The sequence below is a fragment of the Paenibacillus sp. PDC88 genome, assembly GCF_900106725.1.
Taxonomy (GTDB): domain Bacteria; phylum Bacillota; class Bacilli; order Paenibacillales; family Paenibacillaceae; genus Paenibacillus; species Paenibacillus shunpengii.
The window spans coordinates 697215-715702 of sequence record NZ_FNNT01000002.1; the positions used below are offsets into that span (position 1 = coordinate 697215).

At 43.7% G+C, this 18488-nt stretch carries 18 protein-coding genes; 13 read left to right on the forward strand and 5 right to left on the reverse strand.

What is annotated here, in order from left to right; all coding sequences use genetic code 11:
- Positions 1 to 174: 174 nt before the first annotated feature.
- Positions 175 to 810: a DUF1796 family putative cysteine peptidase gene (locus BLW49_RS09805; RefSeq protein WP_177178694.1), complete on the forward strand. Its 636-nt coding sequence runs from the start codon at positions 175 to 177 to the stop codon at positions 808 to 810.
- Here BLW49_RS09805 and nrdG read toward each other — a convergent pair.
- Together nrdG and BLW49_RS09815 are read right to left on the reverse strand one after the other, a co-directional pair.
- The gene (gene nrdG, locus BLW49_RS09810; protein ID WP_076313741.1) at positions 807 to 1319 is read right to left on the reverse strand and encodes an anaerobic ribonucleoside-triphosphate reductase activating protein; all 513 of its coding nucleotides are present in this window, start codon (positions 1317 to 1319) and stop codon (positions 807 to 809) included. The two genes, BLW49_RS09805 and nrdG, sit on opposite strands and share 4 nt — an antisense overlap.
- Entirely contained in the window at positions 1316 to 3283 is a 1968-nt protein-coding gene (locus tag BLW49_RS09815) for an anaerobic ribonucleoside triphosphate reductase (protein WP_371264542.1), read from the reverse strand. The genes nrdG and BLW49_RS09815 overlap by 4 nt, the downstream gene beginning before the upstream one ends.
- 270 nt (positions 3284 to 3553) lie before the next feature.
- On the opposite strand from BLW49_RS09815, the gene BLW49_RS29150 reads away from it, so the two are divergent.
- From BLW49_RS29150 to BLW49_RS09855, 9 genes are all read left to right on the forward strand, one after another.
- Positions 3554 to 4123, forward strand: a complete 570-nt coding sequence (locus tag BLW49_RS29150) for an MFS transporter (RefSeq protein WP_256209688.1) — start codon at positions 3554 to 3556, stop codon at positions 4121 to 4123.
- A complete protein-coding gene (locus BLW49_RS29155) occupies positions 4093 to 5082 on the forward strand; it encodes an MFS transporter (protein WP_256209712.1) in 990 nt (329 codons plus the stop codon). Before BLW49_RS29150 ends, BLW49_RS29155 begins: the two co-directional genes overlap by 31 nt.
- Before the next feature lie 205 nt (positions 5083 to 5287).
- Positions 5288 to 6121 (forward strand): hypothetical protein, encoded by an 834-nt coding sequence (locus BLW49_RS09825; RefSeq protein WP_090724313.1) that lies wholly within the window; start codon positions 5288 to 5290, stop codon positions 6119 to 6121.
- Positions 6121 to 6717 carry a hypothetical protein gene (locus BLW49_RS09830; protein ID WP_090724315.1) on the forward strand — a complete coding sequence of 199 codons (597 nt, stop codon included), beginning with the start codon at positions 6121 to 6123 and terminating at the stop codon, positions 6715 to 6717. The genes BLW49_RS09825 and BLW49_RS09830 overlap by 1 nt, the downstream gene beginning before the upstream one ends.
- A 78-nt stretch (positions 6718 to 6795) precedes the next feature.
- On the forward strand, positions 6796 to 7338 hold the full coding sequence (locus tag BLW49_RS09835) for a hypothetical protein (RefSeq protein WP_090724316.1): 543 nt from the start codon (positions 6796 to 6798) through the stop codon (positions 7336 to 7338).
- Between the two features lie 299 nt (positions 7339 to 7637).
- A complete protein-coding gene (locus BLW49_RS09840) occupies positions 7638 to 8114 on the forward strand; it encodes a DUF2975 domain-containing protein (RefSeq protein ID WP_090724318.1) in 477 nt (158 codons plus the stop codon).
- A gap of 11 nt (positions 8115 to 8125) precedes the next feature.
- Positions 8126 to 8356 carry a helix-turn-helix domain-containing protein gene (locus BLW49_RS09845; RefSeq protein WP_076313747.1) on the forward strand — a complete coding sequence of 77 codons (231 nt, stop codon included), beginning with the start codon at positions 8126 to 8128 and terminating at the stop codon, positions 8354 to 8356.
- Positions 8357 to 8664: 308 nt separating this feature from the next.
- Positions 8665 to 9729 carry a copper amine oxidase N-terminal domain-containing protein gene (locus tag BLW49_RS09850; protein WP_177178695.1) on the forward strand — a complete coding sequence of 355 codons (1065 nt, stop codon included), beginning with the start codon at positions 8665 to 8667 and terminating at the stop codon, positions 9727 to 9729.
- A gap of 203 nt (positions 9730 to 9932) precedes the next feature.
- Complete coding sequence (locus BLW49_RS09855) at positions 9933 to 10442, forward strand: PTS sugar transporter subunit IIA (protein ID WP_076313749.1); 510 nt, start codon at positions 9933 to 9935, stop codon at positions 10440 to 10442.
- 61 nt (positions 10443 to 10503) lie between these two features.
- On the opposite strand, the gene BLW49_RS09860 is transcribed toward BLW49_RS09855, so the two are convergent.
- Together BLW49_RS09860 and BLW49_RS09865 are read right to left on the reverse strand one after the other, a co-directional pair.
- Positions 10504 to 11241, reverse strand: coding sequence for a class I SAM-dependent methyltransferase (locus tag BLW49_RS09860; protein WP_090724321.1), 738 nt, complete (start codon positions 11239 to 11241; stop codon positions 10504 to 10506).
- Between the two features lie 198 nt (positions 11242 to 11439).
- Positions 11440 to 12183: a cupin domain-containing protein gene (locus BLW49_RS09865; RefSeq protein ID WP_090724323.1), complete on the reverse strand. Its 744-nt coding sequence runs from the start codon at positions 12181 to 12183 to the stop codon at positions 11440 to 11442.
- A gap of 213 nt (positions 12184 to 12396) precedes the next feature.
- Here BLW49_RS09865 and BLW49_RS09870 point away from each other — a divergent pair, with 213 nt between their 5' ends.
- Positions 12397 to 14640 carry an AraC family transcriptional regulator gene (locus BLW49_RS09870; protein ID WP_076313752.1) on the forward strand — a complete coding sequence of 748 codons (2244 nt, stop codon included), beginning with the start codon at positions 12397 to 12399 and terminating at the stop codon, positions 14638 to 14640.
- A gap of 107 nt (positions 14641 to 14747) precedes the next feature.
- On the opposite strand, the gene BLW49_RS09875 is transcribed toward BLW49_RS09870, so the two are convergent.
- Positions 14748 to 15644, reverse strand: coding sequence for a carbohydrate ABC transporter permease (locus BLW49_RS09875; protein WP_076313753.1), 897 nt, complete (start codon positions 15642 to 15644; stop codon positions 14748 to 14750).
- Positions 15645 to 16018: 374 nt separating this feature from the next.
- On the opposite strand from BLW49_RS09875, the gene BLW49_RS09880 reads away from it, so the two are divergent.
- Positions 16019 to 16924, forward strand: a complete 906-nt coding sequence (locus BLW49_RS09880) for an ABC transporter permease (protein WP_081872274.1) — start codon at positions 16019 to 16021, stop codon at positions 16922 to 16924.
- A gap of 35 nt (positions 16925 to 16959) precedes the next feature.
- Positions 16960 to 18474 (forward strand): extracellular solute-binding protein, encoded by a 1515-nt coding sequence (locus BLW49_RS09885; RefSeq protein ID WP_076313754.1) that lies wholly within the window; start codon positions 16960 to 16962, stop codon positions 18472 to 18474.
- Positions 18475 to 18488 lie beyond the last annotated feature (14 nt).

Sequence of the window (18488 nt, forward strand, 5' to 3'; positions counted from 1 at the left end):
GAGTACTAGTAGAATTAATAAGGCCCGCTGTTTGTCAGCGGGCTTTTTACTTATGGGGAAAGGTCTTATATCAAATACATCAATTTAATAAAAATAGATTGGAATACAAGCAGCCTCGGCTCTAACTTAATCTACTATAAGGAGATGTGAATTAAAAAGGAGGATCCTACCCTAGTGAAGTGGGCAGATATTAAAGGGCACTATGACGTAGCATATAGTCTTGGTCACAATTGTCTGGCTGCAAGTCAATTGAATCACAGCCGAATTCGTACAATGGCAGGCGTCATCGACTGGATGATTACACCTCAGCTGTCAGGTGTAACGGAGCTGCTTCGTAATCGCTTCAAATATATGATGCAGCCTGAGAATATGTCTGTAATCGGTGTTAATCCACTGGCAGAGTGCTATATTGTGAGAGATGCTGCATATGACATATACTCACATCATGATTTTCCACTGGTATCGAACACTCCACATCATTTAGCCAGCTATTCCATATTACAAGATAAGATAGAGCGTAGATCTGCGCGATTTTTGAATAGAATGATCCTTAACAAGAAAACTTTGTTTTTGCGTACAGAGGCTACACGGCATGAAACGGCGGAGCTGATTGATGTTTTGCAAAAGATGACAGCAGGTGAATTCAGGCTCTTGGTAGTTAACCATGCTTCTGTTCAAAATGTGGTAGAAATGGATTGGGAGCTCCCCAACGTTTGCACCCTGCTGATCCCTCAAGTCGATAATATGTTTGAAGACAACCACAGCATCTGGCGGTACATTCTTCAGGATATATATGCGACGAAATATTAACAACTTACTCCCTCGTTATACAGCACAATGCTGTTGCTCCTCAAGCTGTTACGTACATCAATAATTCTCTGATTACGGCTTCCCCGATAGAGTAGACTTACGTCCTTCTGCTCCTCTATAAACCTCCCATCGATAAGAATGTCACACAGAAGCAGGAGCTGTTTACGTTTCTTGTTGGCAAGCAGTGCTTCAAAGGTAAAGCCAGAATAAGCCCAAATCGTTTTGTCAGGACATTTCGCTTTAAAATGCTCGACAAATTGAATACATTCCTCTGCCGAGAAGAATGGATCTCCGCCGCATAGAGTCAAACCATCTACAAGGGGATTATGTTTAACATCTTGAATGATGCGTTTCTGTTCTGCATCTGTAAATGGAGTACCTGCATCAAAATTCCATGAGTCCTTATTAAAACAGCCTGGGCAGGCATGCCGGCACCCACTGATAAACACGACGGCTCGCAGTCCTGCCCCTTCATTAACGGATTCAGGGATATACCCGCATATATTCATTGATGCTTCACCCGGTCTCGTACTTCGGCTTGCTTCGCTTCGTTAAATCGGAGTGTATAATCACCGGTCAAATATCCTGTAACCCTCCGCAGCCGGCTGAAATGCACTTGCTCTTCAGTCACACCACAAGAGGGACACGTCGTGCCGATGACCCCTTCATACCCGCAATCAGGACAACGGTCAATAGGGTGATTAACAGAGAAATAGCCCATATTCTGTGTGAGCGCATATTGAATGATTTTGCGTAAAGCGATTTGATTATGGCGAACATTTCCATCCAGCTCTACATAGGAGATCGCACCAGCATTGCACAATTCGTGAAATGGAGCCTCAAGCTCTATCTTTCGGGCACTGCTAATGGAGTAATAGACGGGCACGTGAAAGGAATTCGTATAATATTCCCGATCCGTGACTTCAGGTATCTGTCCATATTGTTCTCTATCCATCTGTGTGAATTTACCGGATAATCCCTCTGCCGGAGTGGCGAAGAGCGTAATATTAAGGTTATACTCTTCGCTTTTGCGATCACAGAATGCCCGCATCGTTTCTATAATTTTCAGTCCTTCGTTATAGGCGAGCTCACTCTCTCCATGATGCTGTCCGAGAAGGGCCTTGAGGCATTCAGCCAGCCCAATGAATCCGATGGAAAGTGTTCCATGCTTCAGGAGATTGCCAACCGGCTCGTCAGGATGAAGCTGATCTCCACCTTCCCAGACGCCTTCTCTCATCATGAAGTCTGAAGCTTTAGCAGGCTGTATAGATTGAAGTGAGTATCGATGGAGCAAACCCGAGAGCGCAGTCTCCATGGAGTAATGCAGATTTTTATAAAAACCGTTCAGATTGGCAGCGTGTCGTTGATGCAGAATAATACCTTGCTCGATGCCAAGTTTGACCAAATTGACCGTATTAAAGGAGAGATTGCCCTTGCCAGACAGTCTGTTTCTGCCGAAGCGATCTGCAATCGTTCTCGTTCTGCAGCCCATCGTGGCCATGATCGTATCTGGTTCTCCTTCCCGATAGTAAGGGAGGTTGAAAGAAGCATCGATATTTATAAAATTCGGGTACAGCCTGCGGCTGGTGCAGTCTACGGCCTTTAAAAACAAGTCATAGTTTGGATCGCCTTCCCGCTGATTTACACCTTGCTTGCACTGAAAAATATGCTGCGGAAACACAGGTGTTTCCCCATGACCCAAGCCTGAGATCGCTGCATCGAGAAGAGAGTGGGATACGAGTCTCCCCTCCGGTGAGGTGCACATTCCGTAATTCAATGATGTGAAAGGGATCTGACCACCAGCGCGACTGCTCATGGTATTCAAATTATGGATCAGCGATTCGGCAGCTTGTCTTGTTTCTGTGATGGTTTCATCATGAGCAAACGTGAAGGATTTGGGCGATAGAGTCCGGGCCTTCTCGCTCGCAAAGTGAATATCCACATCTTCAATCTCTCCTGTTTCTTCAAACAATTGCTGGCCTTTGCGGTAATGCTTGATGAATGAGCGATTGACATATGGTGCCAGGTCCCAGTCGATCTTGCTGGCGGATACACCGCCGAACTGGCTGTTTTGTTGAGATTGAAAAATAATGGCGACCAGTGCCATGGCTGACATAATCGATCTTGGTGTTCTTACAGAGCCATTCCCCGTATTAAATCCTCGTTCTAGCAGGCGGTCAAAAGGAATAAATATACAATTTGTGGTGCCCAGTGCATATTGGTCCAGATCGTGAACATAAATATATCCTTGTTCAACTGCTCGTGCGACATAAGGGGGGAGAATATGCTTTAATGCGTATTCCTTGGATGCTTCAGAACCAATCTTGCTCATCTTCCCGCTGAAAGAGTCCCCGTTCAAGTTCGCATTCTCGCGAAGCACATCCTGTTCTTTTGAGTCTATAATCCGTTTTATGATATCGGTGAGGTCATCTGATTCCTTTTTCACCGTCATTGCAGCTTCAATTTGTGCCATTTTGCTCCTCCTTTGAAATTTGAATATATGAAATGAGGTAGACATACATACAATATGTAGGTGTTTATAATTATCATAATCACTATATATAGGAAAGGGTATGAAAAATATCACAGTGGCTTGCTGCTGTTTATGACATATACTTGCCTTAAAGCAGGATGGTAGAAAATGATTTAAGACATAAACCACCGATACAAAGCTGGGGAACCATGCTATGTTTGGATTGCGTATTTTCTTGAACGAATAAAACAAAGATGGAGGAGGATGGGAGTGGAAGCAAATATGCAGGCAGGAATATCAGCGAGCGGTGAGGATAAGAAGATTCCGAAGGTCGGCCAATTACTTGCCGTCCTGCTGTCAGGGGCATTTGTCGCCATACTTAATGAGACACTGCTGAACGTTGCGCTGGTTCAAATTATGGGAGATCTCAGCATTGAGCCGCATTTGGCGCAGTGGTTGTCAACTAGCTACATGCTCGTGATCGGCGTATTGATTCCGGTGTCTGCTTACCTGGTTCAACGTTTTACGACGAGACAGCTGTATTTATCCGCTATGATTCTATTTTTAACAGGTACGTTAATTGCCGGCTTCAGCGCAAACTTCGGAATATTGATAACAGGACGTGTTGTGCAGGCCATTGGTACAGCAGTGCTCATTCCCTTAATGACGAACATTATTCTGGCTGTCATACCGATTGAACGAAGAGGCGCTGCGATGGGACTGGTGGGGCTTGTGCTTATGTTCGCACCTGCAATGCAATCGGACCTACCTTATCTGGTTTTATTCTTCAATTTTTATCGTGGAGATGGCTGTTTTTCTTGGTTGCTCCGATTGTATTGATGACCATCCTATTCGGATATTGGAGACTCAAGAACGTTACACGGACTTCCAGACCGAAACTGGATATCATCTCGATTATACTGTCAACCATTGGCTTTGGTGGATTGGTATTTGGCTTCGGAAGCCTTGGAGAAGGCGGCGGTGAGGGGGCAGTCAGCAGTTACGTTTACTATGTGCTTGGTGCAGGTGCAATCTCCTTGATTCTCTTCGTATTGCGTCAGATAAGATTGAAGACACCAGTCATGGATATGCGGGTGTTTCGTCATTCCATGTTTACCATTGCAGTCGTGTTATCCATCATTATGACCATGACGATGTTCGCCATGATGCTGGTATTACCTATATATCTGCAGCAGGTCCTTCTCTACAGTACCTTAACAACAGGTCTTGTCATGCTGCCAGGAGGTCTTCTTAACGGATTGATGTCTCCCGTGATGGGCCGCTTATTCGACAAATATGGACCAAGGGTGTTACTAATTCCGGGGATCAGCATGCTCATCTTGACGATTATCGGGTTTATGCAAACCGAGCTGCTCGAATCACCATGGATCGTGATGGGACTGCAAACGGTGCTGATGATTTCGATTGCGATGATTATGATGCCTTCCCAAACGAACGGACTCAATGCTCTGCCTGCTGAGCTATATCCTCACGGAACCGCAGTGCTGAGCACATTGCAGCAGACATCTGGTGCGCTTGGAGCGGCTGTGTTCATATCCATCATGCAATCCGGTCAGAATAAAGCACTTGCAGGCATTGCAAACCCAGGTCAGGCAGAGCAGGCTGCCGCGATGACAGCTGGAGTGCAGGATGCATTTATGATCGGGCTCATTCTTGCCTGTGCCGGTTTTGTAATTGCTTTGTTCGTGAACAGAGTTCACACAGGCGGAGGTTCCCACGGAACGCCTGAACATAAGGAAGAAGTGAAGGAACTGGCCGCGAATCCGGCCGTAGAATAGTGCAGTAGAGCGACAGAACAACAGAGCAACAAAACAGAAGGAACCAGTTATTTAGTTGCAAAATAGGTGGAGTTTAGAAAAAAGGAGCAGCCGCGCATCATTAAATGCGCGGTTTTTTTCTGCAGTTTGGGTCTGTAAAGTTAATAATTATGGTAATATATAGTCTTGCAGAAAAACACAAACTGAAAGGGAAAGGAAGTAAGGATTGCTTAAATTTACATCACACAAGAAATCGGTATGGAAATGGACCTTCTTTTTCTTGCTGCTCCTGCTTAGCTGGGTATGGAATCTGGCTTATTACAACAGCATGCAGCTGGATAAACCGTTATTTCCTAAGCAGTATATGACTGCCATTAATCAACTTACGGAGATCAAGGTTTATTATTTGGAGAATAAGGATCAGGGGAAGAAAGTAAGCCAAATTCATATTAAAGAGCTGCCTCATACCGCAATCGAAAGTCCAACAACCCAAATAGAATATGATTACCAGAATCTTAAACGGTTTTATATTGATCTCAGACCGGAAGAGAATACGAAGATAGATACAGAACAGGACAAGGACATCGTCATTCGGGAGATTGAGGTGTATTATGATGATGGTTCTACAGAGACAGTTCCGATTGGAGAGATCGTTGTTCGGCCTTATCCTGATAAAGGATATGTTACGGATATGGGTTCAAGCGGTGCATCCTCAGATGGAAGCGGTCATGATTACCTGAGAGTGGTCACTAAAGCTTGGCTGACGAAGGTAGAGATGACCCATACGGAAGAGCTCTCTTCACTCATTGATTATACACTGTACGGTAAGCCGGCAGATCAGGTTACTTATCCGAAGGAAGTGGTCCCTGACGATCGCATCACCTTAAGATATCAGTGGAAGCTGCCTGAGGATACTAGTGAGTTCAAGATCTACGAAGCGTTGGCGTTAATGTATTTTGATACACCAGAAGGTAAAGAAATTGTAGATTTCAGCTTCATGAGCAATAATCTAAGTTATTCCGAGGAACAGATCCGCTCCATTGTACAGGAGGTGAACTAATGTCTCCATCCAGACGAAGCACGACGGCACCCCTTCGCAAAATGGGATGGGGATTTCTATTTGTGCTCATTGATCTGAACGTAGGTCCTATTGATATCCTGCCTGATTTTGTAGGATTTATCTTGATATACTTCGGCTTAAGCCGGCTCGGTGAGCGTTTCAAAGATTTTAGCCGAGCTAAAGGATTCAGCCTTATTTTATTATTCATGTCCATAGCCGGTATATTTGTTCCGCCAGTCGATTATAACAGCTTTGCTTCTATTCCTCTGTATGTTCATTTATTTGCGGAATTACTTAGTCTGCTTACGTTGGTCCTGCTTGTCTTTATATTTAGAGGACTCACCGCAATTGGAGAATCCGGTGTGTTTCACGATGTAAAGATTCAGGAAGTGATCAGTCTCAGAAAAAATGGATTACTTGGTCTACATGCCCTTCTTATGATCATGTATCCCTTGGCATTTAATATGGACGACACGATATTAACGGTTATATTCATATTTACTATCATTCAGATTGTATTCTATCTTCTGTTCATAGCTCTGCTGTTCCGGATGGCCAAAACCATGGAGAAGTGGAGCGAATCTGTCAGCATATAGACCGCTCGTTGATTCATGACTGAGCTTCTAGAGATTGGTTTAAAATAACGATATAACTGTAGGAAGGAGGGGAAGCGTATGGCAAGGGAAGTCTATTCCGTTCCCTATGGATATGAACCCCAGGAGGACGAGATCAAAGGAACTTTGATCTATTATGATGATTTTGACGGGGTGGAGGACAAGGAGCTCGCAAACGCATTAGAATTAACTGAATCGAAAAAATTTAAGAAGCTGGTTCTCTATCCCCTTCACGATGCTACCATTAACCGCATGCTGAAGCACAGTACACAGCCCTTCTATAAGAGAGAGGACCGGCTGCATGACTGGAAGCGTGACCAGTCAAATGAAAGGCTCATTATGGTTGAGGGATGGGAGGGCAAGCGGAAGAAATATACACCGATGGAGGCTGCTTTACGGCATTTGACAGAGTACTATCCAGCACCTCATTTTGTATTTATCTCGCCTTTGTATGCGAACTTGTTCGCTTCTTACTCCTTCTTTGATGAATGGATCAAGAAGATCCGATTAATTATAAATGATAAGCCGAGAGAGCTTCATCCCAACCTAATGAAGTACGAGAATCGTTGGGAGATTATCACAGGCCGAGATGAGAACAAATAACATTGATCCCAAACCGTTTCCTTGAATAAGGAGCGGTTTTTTTTATTGTTATTGGAAACCATTAGGTTCACTCAACACCTGAAAAATTCATACTAAGATTATAAATATTTTCTTTAGTCCATACCAACTTACGCGATCTTGTAGATGTACCTATATCAGAAATATAGATAAAGAGAGAAATTCAAATCCAGAATAATCCTTTAACAATAATTATATAATAAATTAAAGTAAAAATTTATTGTTAAACGATAAATAATATGCTAAATTCAATAAGAAATTTATTTTGGTGAGGTGTTTGTATGAAACAAGGTTCAACATTATTTCTAAAAGCAGCTGTTTTTCTTATCGGAATCCCGGTGCTTGTGCTCTGTATTGTTGGTCTGCCTTGGTTACTGAGTAACCCAGCGAATCCAGAATTTGCGTATATGCTGTATCCGATTGTAATCATGCTGTATGTGTCTGTGATCCCTTTCTTTATAGGGCTCTTTCAGGCGTTTCGGCTTCTAAGCTACATTGACAAGAATAAGGCGTTCTCTGTAATCTCAGTTAAAGCTTTAAAAACGATTAAAATCTGTGCATTCTCGATAAGCATCCTGTATGTTATCATCCTGCCGTTCATTTTTCTATTGGCTGAGAAAGACGACGCACCTGGCCTAATTATTATAGGCATGGTATTGATCTTTGCTCCCCTGGTGGTAGCCGTATTCGCCGCTGTTCTCCAGAAGCTGATGCAGGAAGCGATTGATATTAAATCAGAAAATGACCTAATCATCTGAGGTGGAATAATATGGCCATAATTATAAATATTGATGTCATGCTGGCGAAGAGAAAAATGAGTGTTACTGAGCTCTCCGAGCGAATCGGGATCACGATGGCGAATCTTTCTATACTGAAGAATGGAAAAGCCAAAGCCATTCGGTTAACAACGCTGGAGGCGATATGTAAAGCATTAGACTGCCAGCCAGGAGATATTTTGGAATATCGAATGGATGATGATTCAGCAGAAGTAGAGCTCTGATTAAAATGACATCTATTAGTACATCATTTCAGCCGATCCGTTAACGAACCCTGTGAAGTAAGTAAGAAGACTTACGGAAGGGTAAGCGTTGACCAGGTCGGCTGATTTTTGTTAGGGATAAGAAGTTGCGTCAGTTTACATAATATCTAATATGTGTGACTTTATAATGTTATGGTGCCTAAGCTTATTCCTAACTTGATTCAATGTTATTTCTAGATTGATTTATTGACCAACAGAATATCCTTTCTTAAAATGGTTTAATTAGGTTGTATCTTCAAACTTTTAAAGAAATGAAAGAAGGCGGACTGATGAACTGGAAACGGATCGCTCTAGCGGGTGTGATTACGACGCTATTATCTACTGTCCACGGATTTCCCCACCACGAGGCATCAGCAGCAGAAAATAAAACGATACAAGTGAATATTGATGACGAACAAGTAAGACTGACAGCTTCTTCTTATCTTGAGCGGGGTACGGTAATGGTTCCAATCACGATGCTTCACAAGCTGTCGAAAGCACAGATCCAGTGGAATAATGCGAGCAAGACAGTTACTGTGCAGATGAACGGACAATCCTTTGTTCTTAATCCGGGTGTAGCGAAGGTTTCATATGCTGGTAAGTTGTACAATTTAAAAGAAAAGGTTCAATTAATCAATCATCGCGTAATGGTGCCTGCGTCATTTCTCAGTGAAATCTCAGATTCATCTATGCGATTTGATAAAATGGACCAAATTTTATATCTCACCACAAACCGATATTACACCATGACCGCTCCTCAGCATGGAGAAATTCAATTACAAGCGGCACAGGTGAATAAGTATGATTATGTAAAGGGAATGAACCTTATCATTAATGGAGAGTCTCATCCTTTTACGAGTTGGGAAGGCATGTGGAACTGGAGCTATAAGCCTGATATTTATGTGGAGGACCTTACGAATGACGGACGAGAAGAGCTTGCAGTCATTAATACACTCGGATATGGAACAGGACTCATGGAGAAGGATGTCCACATTGTAAATCTGCACAATCACAAGGAAATTCCGATTGAATCCTTCGAGGATATTATCAAAGAACAGATTGATTCCTCTATTACAACGCAGGATGGGAAAGTTACTGTGTCTCTGAAGATAAAAGAACAAGAGGAAATCAAGCACGTACTTGAGGAATATACAGGGAATCCTCCGGATTATTTCTATTCTGAGCTTGGCTTCGGAGCCATTGTCTATTATTTTATCGATAATGGACAGCTTAGTGCACGTCTCGGGGCTTCGGCAAGCACCGTTACTTTCTCGGGAGATGTGATCATTGATTACAAATATGAGGGCGGTCGTTTCCTAGCAGACAAAGTGAGTTATACGCCTTATCAGAAATAAAGCCATCACATCATGTGTATATAGCCCATCTGGTATCAACTTTTTAATATGGGAATAATTACAATTGATGTGTGAAAAATTCATGATAAAGACAGGATTTGTTTTCGAACGTTTTTCGGAATTGTGTTATGATGAATGACGGAGAGATTTTTATCTAAATATAAATAAATACAAATGAATGTTTGGTTATTGGAGGAGATTCGATGTTTAAATGGTTAAAAGGTAAATCTGCTGAAAAAATGGATGTACTTGAGATTTCAGCCCCGCTGACAGGAACCGTAGTTCCACTTGCGAATGTTCCTGATGAAGCGTTCGCTTCGAAGGCAATGGGTGAGGGAGTAGCGATCGAGCCGACAGAAGGCAAGGTTGTAGCTCCTTTTGATGGCAAAGTCGCTCATTTGATTGAGAAGAGCAAGCACGCTGTTATTCTTGAGCATGCAACAGGAGTACAAGTACTTATTCACATCGGTGTTAACACCGTTTCTATGAAAGGTGAAGGCTTCAAGGCTCATGTCAGCACAGGGGATGAAGTAAAAGCAGGTCAGCTTCTGATCGAATTTGACATCGCAGCCATTCAAGCAGCAGGATACCCGGTGGTTACGCCTGTATTGATCCCGGCTGGCATTGATGCAGTGAAAAGTGTGGAGCCGAACGAATCCGCTGGCAGCGTAAGTGCGCAGTCCGGCAGTGTGATTAAAGTTCATCTAAATTAGGTTGAACAAGGACCTCATTTCTTACATCACATAAGAGATGAGGTCCCTTTTTCATGCAGGATCACTGTTTCTTAACCGCAGAAATGAGCATAAACATAGGTCTTCTCAGCTCTTCTTCGTATGCTGGGCTCGACCTTAACATCTCAGGTGTTGGCTTCAGCTCGGATAATCGAGTCAACTGAAAGCCTGCAGACAAGAGTTCATTTACATAGGTGGAAACTGTACGATGGTATTTCATCACCGTATGACCTAGAAAATCAGCTTCACGGATACCCTCAAGGTGGTAGTTGTCAACAGGCCAGTGTAATTTAGTGCCCTCGGTATCATAATAGAAATCTTGGGCTGCTAGTGCTGTAAACATCGGATGCTCCACAGAGAAAACAAAATGACCATCAGGCGTCAGTATTTGATGTACTTTATGACATAGTTGTTTAAAGTCTTCAATATAGTGGATTGCCAGCGAGCTGATTACGACCTCGAATGATTCATCGCTCACACTCAGATCTTCAATTGCCGCTCTTCTATATTCTATATGCTGATGATCAGTCAGAGCTCTGGCACGTTCCAGCATTTTCGCTGATATATCAATTCCAAGTACATATGTAGCACCTTGTTCCTCAGCATAGCGACAGTGCCAGCCATAACCACAGCCTAGATCAAGGACGGATTTGTCCTTAAGGTCTGGGATCATTCGTCTCAGCTCGGGCCATTCCCCAGCTGCCTCCAATCCGCCGGTCGAGCGGGGCATACGGCTGTATTCGTTGAAAAAGTTCGATTCATCATACTTATTTTGCTTCATAACAGAAGGCTCCTTCTCTAGTCATCTCCCTATTCATACTCTACGGACTTAAGGTCAAAGATTCTAGACTATAGACTAATTATAATCATTTATTACCTTGAGAAGCAGTCTATCCAATATGAAAAAAACCGCAGTTCACCCCGTATGACGGGTAATGAAAGTGCGGTTTAATGTCTGTTGAAGAAAATGTATAAATGACTACGGCTGATAGTGTGAAGAGCTGTGAGGATAATAATAATGATACGGACTGGCCTTAACCCATTCGTAATCATCGTCTGCATATCCTTGAGGACCATAGCTTGATTGGTGAAAAACACCTTGAGGAGGGATATTTTTTCCCTGTCCAGCTGTTCCTTGGGTGTGATTCACAGTCCGATGAGTGCTGTTCTTTCCTTGCGTGCTGCTCTTTGCTTGTTTACAGCCAGGCGGTGGACCAAGAATAACAGATTCTTGAATAGGTAGGGCCGCTTCCGCATATTTTTGTTCATCTACACAGTAAGCAAGATTCATAATTTCTTTCGGTGTGAACCGAAGGAAGTCAGAGCCGTACACAATGTCAGGTGTCGGTTCATCAAAGATCGTAAGAAAATGTGTGTTGTCCTTCATGGACACAATCCAGTGGAACCAACCTTTAGGAAACATGGAGACCTGACCGGGCCTCAGCCGATAGGACATCAGCTTTTGTGTAAAAGGATCAAACACGGAGGTTACGACTTCTCCGCTAATGACATACACCAGCTCATTGACGTTCGTGTGCCAGTGAGGCTGAACGATGATATTCTTGCTCATATGTGCATTGAAAAAACCAGTTTCAATTGCAGGCATTTGCTCTGCAAACATCTGTGTAATGTAATTATGCGCATCTCTCTTATAAGTAGTGACCGCATTGGAATCCCCGCTAAGATTGAGGGATGGAGATTGTAAGACTGGATTGGTCTTCATGAGCTGCTGTTCCTCCCATTCTGTACACCACATTCTGTACGTGAGCAACTTTTTTTCAGCATATGCCTAGATCATTTGATTTGCTCCTGGGTGCTATAATTTTTAATCGTTTTAGGAAAAAGGTTTGTCGAAATTGATATGAAAGCGCTATAATTGAAATTAATGTAAAAAGAATATCCAAATTCATATCATGGGGTTAAGGGAGCGGAAATAATGAGAAAGAGCAAGACCTTCTATAATATATTCATTCCTGTTCTCATCCTGAGCTTGGGACTCGTTATATCCTTTGGAAGTTATATTTATGTGTCAACTACTAACTCTGTCGTTGATCGGATTAGTGACAGTCAGCAGAGTCTGATCTCCCAGATTCGTAACACACTGGAGCAGAAGATTCAGACGATTGAATATGCCTTCAACACCTACAGTACAACCAAATCCTTCACTGATGTAATCAATAACCCGCTTACAGAGCAGGAATTCCAGACCTATCAGGAGGTAAACTCCCAGCTGAACTACATTGCTTCACTTGGGCTGGATGGAGTTCAATATTCTCTCATTAGTCTCAAGCAAGACTGGAGCATTACCAATGGCTCCTTATCCCGGCTGACAGATGAAGAGAAAAGTGAATTGTACAATAAATATATAAGCGAAAAGAGCGAGGATCTATTCTGGGTAAAGACCGAGGACGGAATTCAATTTGTACATACCCTGCCCGTATTCTCGAACAATAAGCAAGCCATTGCACTGTCTTCTATATCGTTAAAGACGCTTAATAACACACTGCAGTCACAGCCGGATACACCCGTTTATATTTTGAACAAACAGGGTGAGCTTCTGTATTCGGCGGATACGGAACACCCGCAGCTGAGTGATGTCCAGATCAAACAAATCATGGATGCAGCCTCCAGTCGGCCGCAGACAGGGAAGCTGACGATCCCGGGCGATACGCAGGCAGAAGTGAATGTCATTTATGCCAAATCCTCGTATAATAACTGGACGTTTGTGACGCTGCTGGATGATAAGGCGGTTAGTGAAGCGATGTCTGCCACTCGCATCGGTATCGTAGTCATGGGGTTAATCATCATGATATTAATTTTTATCATCGCTTATTTCTTGTCCGTATACCTGTCTAAGCCGATTCGCAAGATCCAGCGCAGCTTAGCGCACAGCTCAGAACCGATGATGAAGGATGAGGTAGACTGGATCATCAGATCTATTGACTCGATCGTGTCAGAGAAGGAAAGTCTGGAGCATTTGATGGAGGCGGAGAAGCCGAAGCTCGAAACACAGTTTGTTCTGAATTTGCTGCATAACCGATTAACGTCTGATGAGGCTTGGCGTAGTATGTCCCGCTTCGGATATCGAGTCCAAGAGGACAAGGTCTATGTCACCATGCTTGTACAAATGGACCGCTATCATGATAAACAATTGTCCGATAAGGATGTTTTGCTGCTCGCGGTAAACAATCTAGTACAGGACATCGTTCCTCAGGGAGGAAGACTGCTCCCTGTTGTTATGAATGAGCGTACGCAAGCTACGATCCTTATGTTCGAAGGAGACAGTGAGCAGGAGATCCGTAAGAAGATCATTGCCTATGCCAAACAGATTATCCGATCCTCACGAGAATATCTAAGACTGCCTGTCAGTATCGGTGTAAGTCAGAGCTATACCGATTTACTTAAGAGCCGTGAAGCTTGCGAGATGAGCATAGAGGCTCTTCATCAGAGACTTAATTTAGGAAAAGAGTCGATCATCTTCTTTGATGATATCTCCACGGTCATCTCAGGACCAATGGTTCTTCATTATCCAGCAGAGCTTGAGACACAGCTGTTTGATGCGATTCGGCTGGGTGATGAGAGTGCCGTTCTTCGTGCGCTGTATCCATTGCTCGCTGACATGATGAAGCACAGCAAGAACCCGATGAATCTGGAAGTGACACTGATGCGCTTCGTTAATAATTTGATTCAATTGGAACAGCACATTGGTGCTGAAGTGCTCTTAACTCCGGATAACGCTAATTTATACCACCGCTTATTGAATATTCGCAACCCGGAGGAGATTGAACGTATTCTGGTCGATGAAGTGATACTGCCCATGGTTAAATGCATGAAGGAGAAGACCAATCACCAATTCAGGTCAATCGCAGACCGCATTGCATCCATCATCCGAGCTGAATACGATCAGGAATTGTCGTTGGAATCCATCAGTGAAAGACTTCATTATAGTCCCAACTATCTAAGCAGCATCTTCAAAAAGGAGTATGGCATGACGTTTACGGAATTTCTGATGAACTATCGATTAGATATCGCAAGAAAATGGCTGGTGGATACGGATATGACCATTAAAGATATTGCCGAGCGATTACAGTATCAGAATCCTCAGAATTTTATTAGATCCTTCCGCAAGAAAGAACATGTGACACCTGGAGCTTATCGAAAAATGAAGCTTCAAGCATGACAATCAGGCTTGAAGATCAGGGACTTTGTCATGTCAAACAAAAGAAGTTCGGAGCAAGCGAGCAAAATGAAATGCGCGCAGACCGAACTTCTTTGTTTTATATTCAACTATCCTTTTACTGCACCGAGCAGTGCGCCTTTGGTAAAATGCTTCTGCACGAATGGATAAGCAATCAGCATGGGAAGTGTAGCCACAACGATGACGGCCATCTTGATGGTCTGTGCAGGCGGGATAATATCAACCGCAGAGCTGTCGCCTTCCATGCCGCTGGAGACAATAACGATTTGTCTCAGAAGGACCTGCAAAGGCCATTTGTCTGAATCCGTCAGGTACAGAATGGCATTCGTGTAGGTATTCCAATAGGTTACCCCATAGAACAAGGACAGTGTAGCAATCGACGGAAGGGCGAGCGGCAGCATAATGCTCCCTAGAATTCGGAAATCATTCGCTCCGTCGATCTTGGCAGATTCTTCGAGACTATCCGGCAGTGCTTGGAAGAAGTTTCTCATAATAATCAGGTTAAATGCATTGATTGCAACGGGCAGGATCAACGACCAGTACGAATCAATCAAGCCGGTGGCTTTGACCACCAGAAAAGTAGGAATCATACCACCGCTGAACAGCATGGAAAATACGACAATGAAGTTAATGAAGCTTCTTCCATATAAATACCTGCGGGACAAGCCATAAGCCATCAGCGCAGTCAGGAGCATACTTACAGCCGTTCCCACGATTGTCGTACCAATCGATACCGCAAGACCTTGGAAGATCGTCGAGGTCGAGAAGATGTACTTGTATGCATCCAGGGAGAACGTTGTAGGGAATAACACGAACTTCTTCTCAACCAGCTCCTGCGTAGATGCAAACGAGCTTGCGAGTACATTAATGAAGGGAAGCAGACAAGCCAGGGCGATCAGTGCTAGCAGCGTGTAATTGACAACATTAAATATGCGGCTTCCCAGGGACTCTTTTTTATAGGCGGGTTTCTTGGCAGTTGCAGCCATAGGATGAGGACCTCCTTCTATTTCGGATGTAAGTATTATTGAGATATATACACCTTATCAAGGAGACCAAATTCCGTATATAATCATGTCCTACGGCTTTCATTTCACGTTAAAAAGCGGCTTCTTACACTGATAATCCTGATATTAAATAATGATCATGAGCTACATTAATCCCTGCTAAACCCGCATTCCAGCAGTGAATATAGCTGATGATTATATACGTAACGGACCATATGAGGGTATGCTTGGCTTCGAACAACCGACTCAGCATCATTGCATGTTGAAGAAGTATTTTTCAAGGAGGTCGACAGCGATTGAAGGAAGCAGATACCCCGGCCGTTTCATATCAGGTGGGCACACGTAAGAAAAAAGAGATGTTTCAACCCTTTCATTTTTTGAAGAAATACAAGCTGCTCTATTTAATGATTTTACCCGGATTTCTATTCTTTGTTGTATTTAAGTACTTGCCAATGGGCGGACTCATTATTTCCTTTCAGGATTATCAGCCCTATCTTGGTATTCAAGGGAGTCCTTGGGTCGGCTTCAAGCATTTCATTAGGTTGTTCACTGAACCGACATTCGCCATGCTCCTCAGCAACACCTTAATCTTATTTGCACTTGAGCTTGTCGTCTTCTTTCCATTACCTATTATACTTGCACTCATGCTTAACGAAGTCAGACACAAGCTGTTCAAGAGCTCGATCCAAACGATCATTTACATTCCGCATTTCATGTCTTGGGTTATCATCGTCTCCATTACATATGTATTTCTGAATGTGGACGGCGGTGTTGTAAATGAGATCATTGCTGCATTAGGCGGTCAGAAGATTAGCTTCTTGACTTCGCCGGAGTGGCTGCGTCCAATGTACATCGGTCAAATCATCTGGAAAGAAGTCGGCTGGTCTACCATTATCTATCTGGCAGCGATTACAGTAGTAGATACCCAGCTCTATGAAGCCGCTGAAATGGATGGTGCGAGCAGGCTTCGTAAGATTTGGCATGTTACCTTGCCGGCCATTAGACCCGTGATCATTACACTGCTCATACTTAAGATCGGCAACACGCTTGAACTAGGATTTGAGCATATGTTCCTGCTCCTGAACTCACTCAATCGGGAGGTTGGGGAAATCTTTGATACTTATGTATATACTGCCGGTCTGAAGAATGGACAGCTCAGCTTCAGTACCACAGTAGGCTTGTTTAAAGGGCTGGTAGGACTTATCCTCGTCATGATTGCCAATAAGCTGGCGAAGAAGTTTGGAGAAGACGGTGTGTATTAATCTTTTTTTATCATATATAAAAAGGGGATATGTACATGAAACAAAAACAATTATCTAAATTGTTAGCGCTTACTATTGCAGGTGGACTTGTGCTTAGTGCTTGTGGAGGAGATACGTCAGGATCTTCTGAGCCGTCCGTTGATGCGGATGGCAAAGCCAATATTACCTGGCTGAATATTCTTCATACGGCATCGCCGCCAACAGAAACGGTGCTGAACAAGATTGAAGAGGCAACCAATGCAAACATTGAATTCTCATGGATTCCGGATGCTTCGAAGGAAGAGCGTCTGAATACGTCACTTGCTTCGGATTCTCTGGCTGACATTGTAACGATCACATTGATGGAGAACTCCTCTGTCCGTAACGCACTAAAAGCGGGTGTGTTCTGGGAGGTTGGTCCTTACCTGGATGAATTTCCGAACCTAGCGACGATTTCAGAAGACATGCGGAATTCCGCGTCCATTGAGGGCAAGCTCTACGGAATTCCGATGCAGAAGCAAGTGGCGAGAAATGGTGTCGTCATTCGGAAGGATTGGCTGGACAAATTAGGACTTGAAGTGCCGAAGACGACAGACGAATTAATGGAGGTTGCCAAAGCCTTCACAGAGCAGGATCCTGATGGGAACGGTGCGAAGGATACGACAGGCTTCATGGACCGCAGTGACCTGATCTATGGCGCATTCAAGACCTTGAGCTCCTATTTTGGCACACCAAGTGTATGGAGTGTAGGAGAGGATGGCAAGGTAACGCCTGAGTTTGAGACAGAAGGCTATGTTAAAACGATGGATTATATGAAAGAGCTATATGAGAACGGATACATTAACCAGGACTTTGCTGTTACAGCGAAGACAGATCAGCAGCAGAATTTTGCTCAAGGTAAAGCCGGTATTTATGTAGGTGCTCTATTCGACAGCAAGAACCTGCTTAACATGGCCAAGGGGGTTCAGGACGATATGGAGCTCACGCTTGTCAACGACATTACATCGACGGGCAATGAAGCGGATCGCGCAATCTGGTCGATCTCCAATGGGGTTGGCGGATTGCTGGCATTCCCTAAATCGGAAGTCAAGGACGAAGCTGAGCTCAAACGCCTTCTGCAATTCATGGACGATCTCATGTCCGAGGAAGTCTACACACTGATGACCTACGGTATTGAAGGAACACATTACACGGTAAATGAGGAAAAAGCAGTAACGATTACGAACACAGAATTGTGGCAGCAAGAGGTTCAGCCATTCGCCTCCTCCAGACCTAACGAGACCGGTTACGAGATTCATGACAACGATCCACTGAAGAAGGAATCTGATCGCTTGATCGAGGAGAATTCAACGTTTGCCGTGCTGAACCCTCTGTATTCGCTCGAATCCGCTACCTTCTCATCTCAAGGATCTGAGCTGCAAAAAACGATCGTTGATGCAACCTACAAATATATTCTGGGCAAAATCAACCTCGATCAATTTAATGAAGCCGTAAGCAGCTGGAGAAAAGCAGGTGGTGATCAGATTATCTCAGAATACGAAGCTGCTTACCAGGCTGTGCATGGTCAATAACCCGATCCTTATGA

Coding starts and splice junctions, on each gene's coding strand:
- nrdG (WP_076313741.1), bottom strand. CDS start 1,319: ATGAATATATGCGGGTATATCCCTGAATCCGTTAATGAAGGGGCAGGA.
- BLW49_RS09815 (WP_371264542.1), bottom strand. CDS start 3,283: ATGGCACAAATTGAAGCTGCAATGACGGTGAAAAAGGAATCAGATGAC.
- BLW49_RS09830 (WP_090724315.1), top strand. CDS start 6,121: ATGTCTCCATCCAGACGAAGCACGACGGCACCCCTTCGCAAAATGGGA.
- BLW49_RS09835 (WP_090724316.1), top strand. CDS start 6,796: ATGGCAAGGGAAGTCTATTCCGTTCCCTATGGATATGAACCCCAGGAG.
- BLW49_RS09840 (WP_090724318.1), top strand. CDS start 7,638: ATGAAACAAGGTTCAACATTATTTCTAAAAGCAGCTGTTTTTCTTATC.
- BLW49_RS09845 (WP_076313747.1), top strand. CDS start 8,126: ATGGCCATAATTATAAATATTGATGTCATGCTGGCGAAGAGAAAAATG.
- BLW49_RS09850 (WP_177178695.1), top strand. CDS start 8,665: ATGAACTGGAAACGGATCGCTCTAGCGGGTGTGATTACGACGCTATTA.
- BLW49_RS09855 (WP_076313749.1), top strand. CDS start 9,933: ATGTTTAAATGGTTAAAAGGTAAATCTGCTGAAAAAATGGATGTACTT.
- BLW49_RS09860 (WP_090724321.1), bottom strand. CDS start 11,241: ATGAAGCAAAATAAGTATGATGAATCGAACTTTTTCAACGAATACAGC.
- BLW49_RS09865 (WP_090724323.1), bottom strand. CDS start 12,183: ATGAAGACCAATCCAGTCTTACAATCTCCATCCCTCAATCTTAGCGGG.
- BLW49_RS09870 (WP_076313752.1), top strand. CDS start 12,397: ATGAGAAAGAGCAAGACCTTCTATAATATATTCATTCCTGTTCTCATC.
- BLW49_RS09875 (WP_076313753.1), bottom strand. CDS start 15,644: ATGGCTGCAACTGCCAAGAAACCCGCCTATAAAAAAGAGTCCCTGGGA.
- BLW49_RS09880 (WP_081872274.1), top strand. CDS start 16,019: ATGTTTCAACCCTTTCATTTTTTGAAGAAATACAAGCTGCTCTATTTA.
- BLW49_RS09885 (WP_076313754.1), top strand. CDS start 16,960: ATGAAACAAAAACAATTATCTAAATTGTTAGCGCTTACTATTGCAGGT.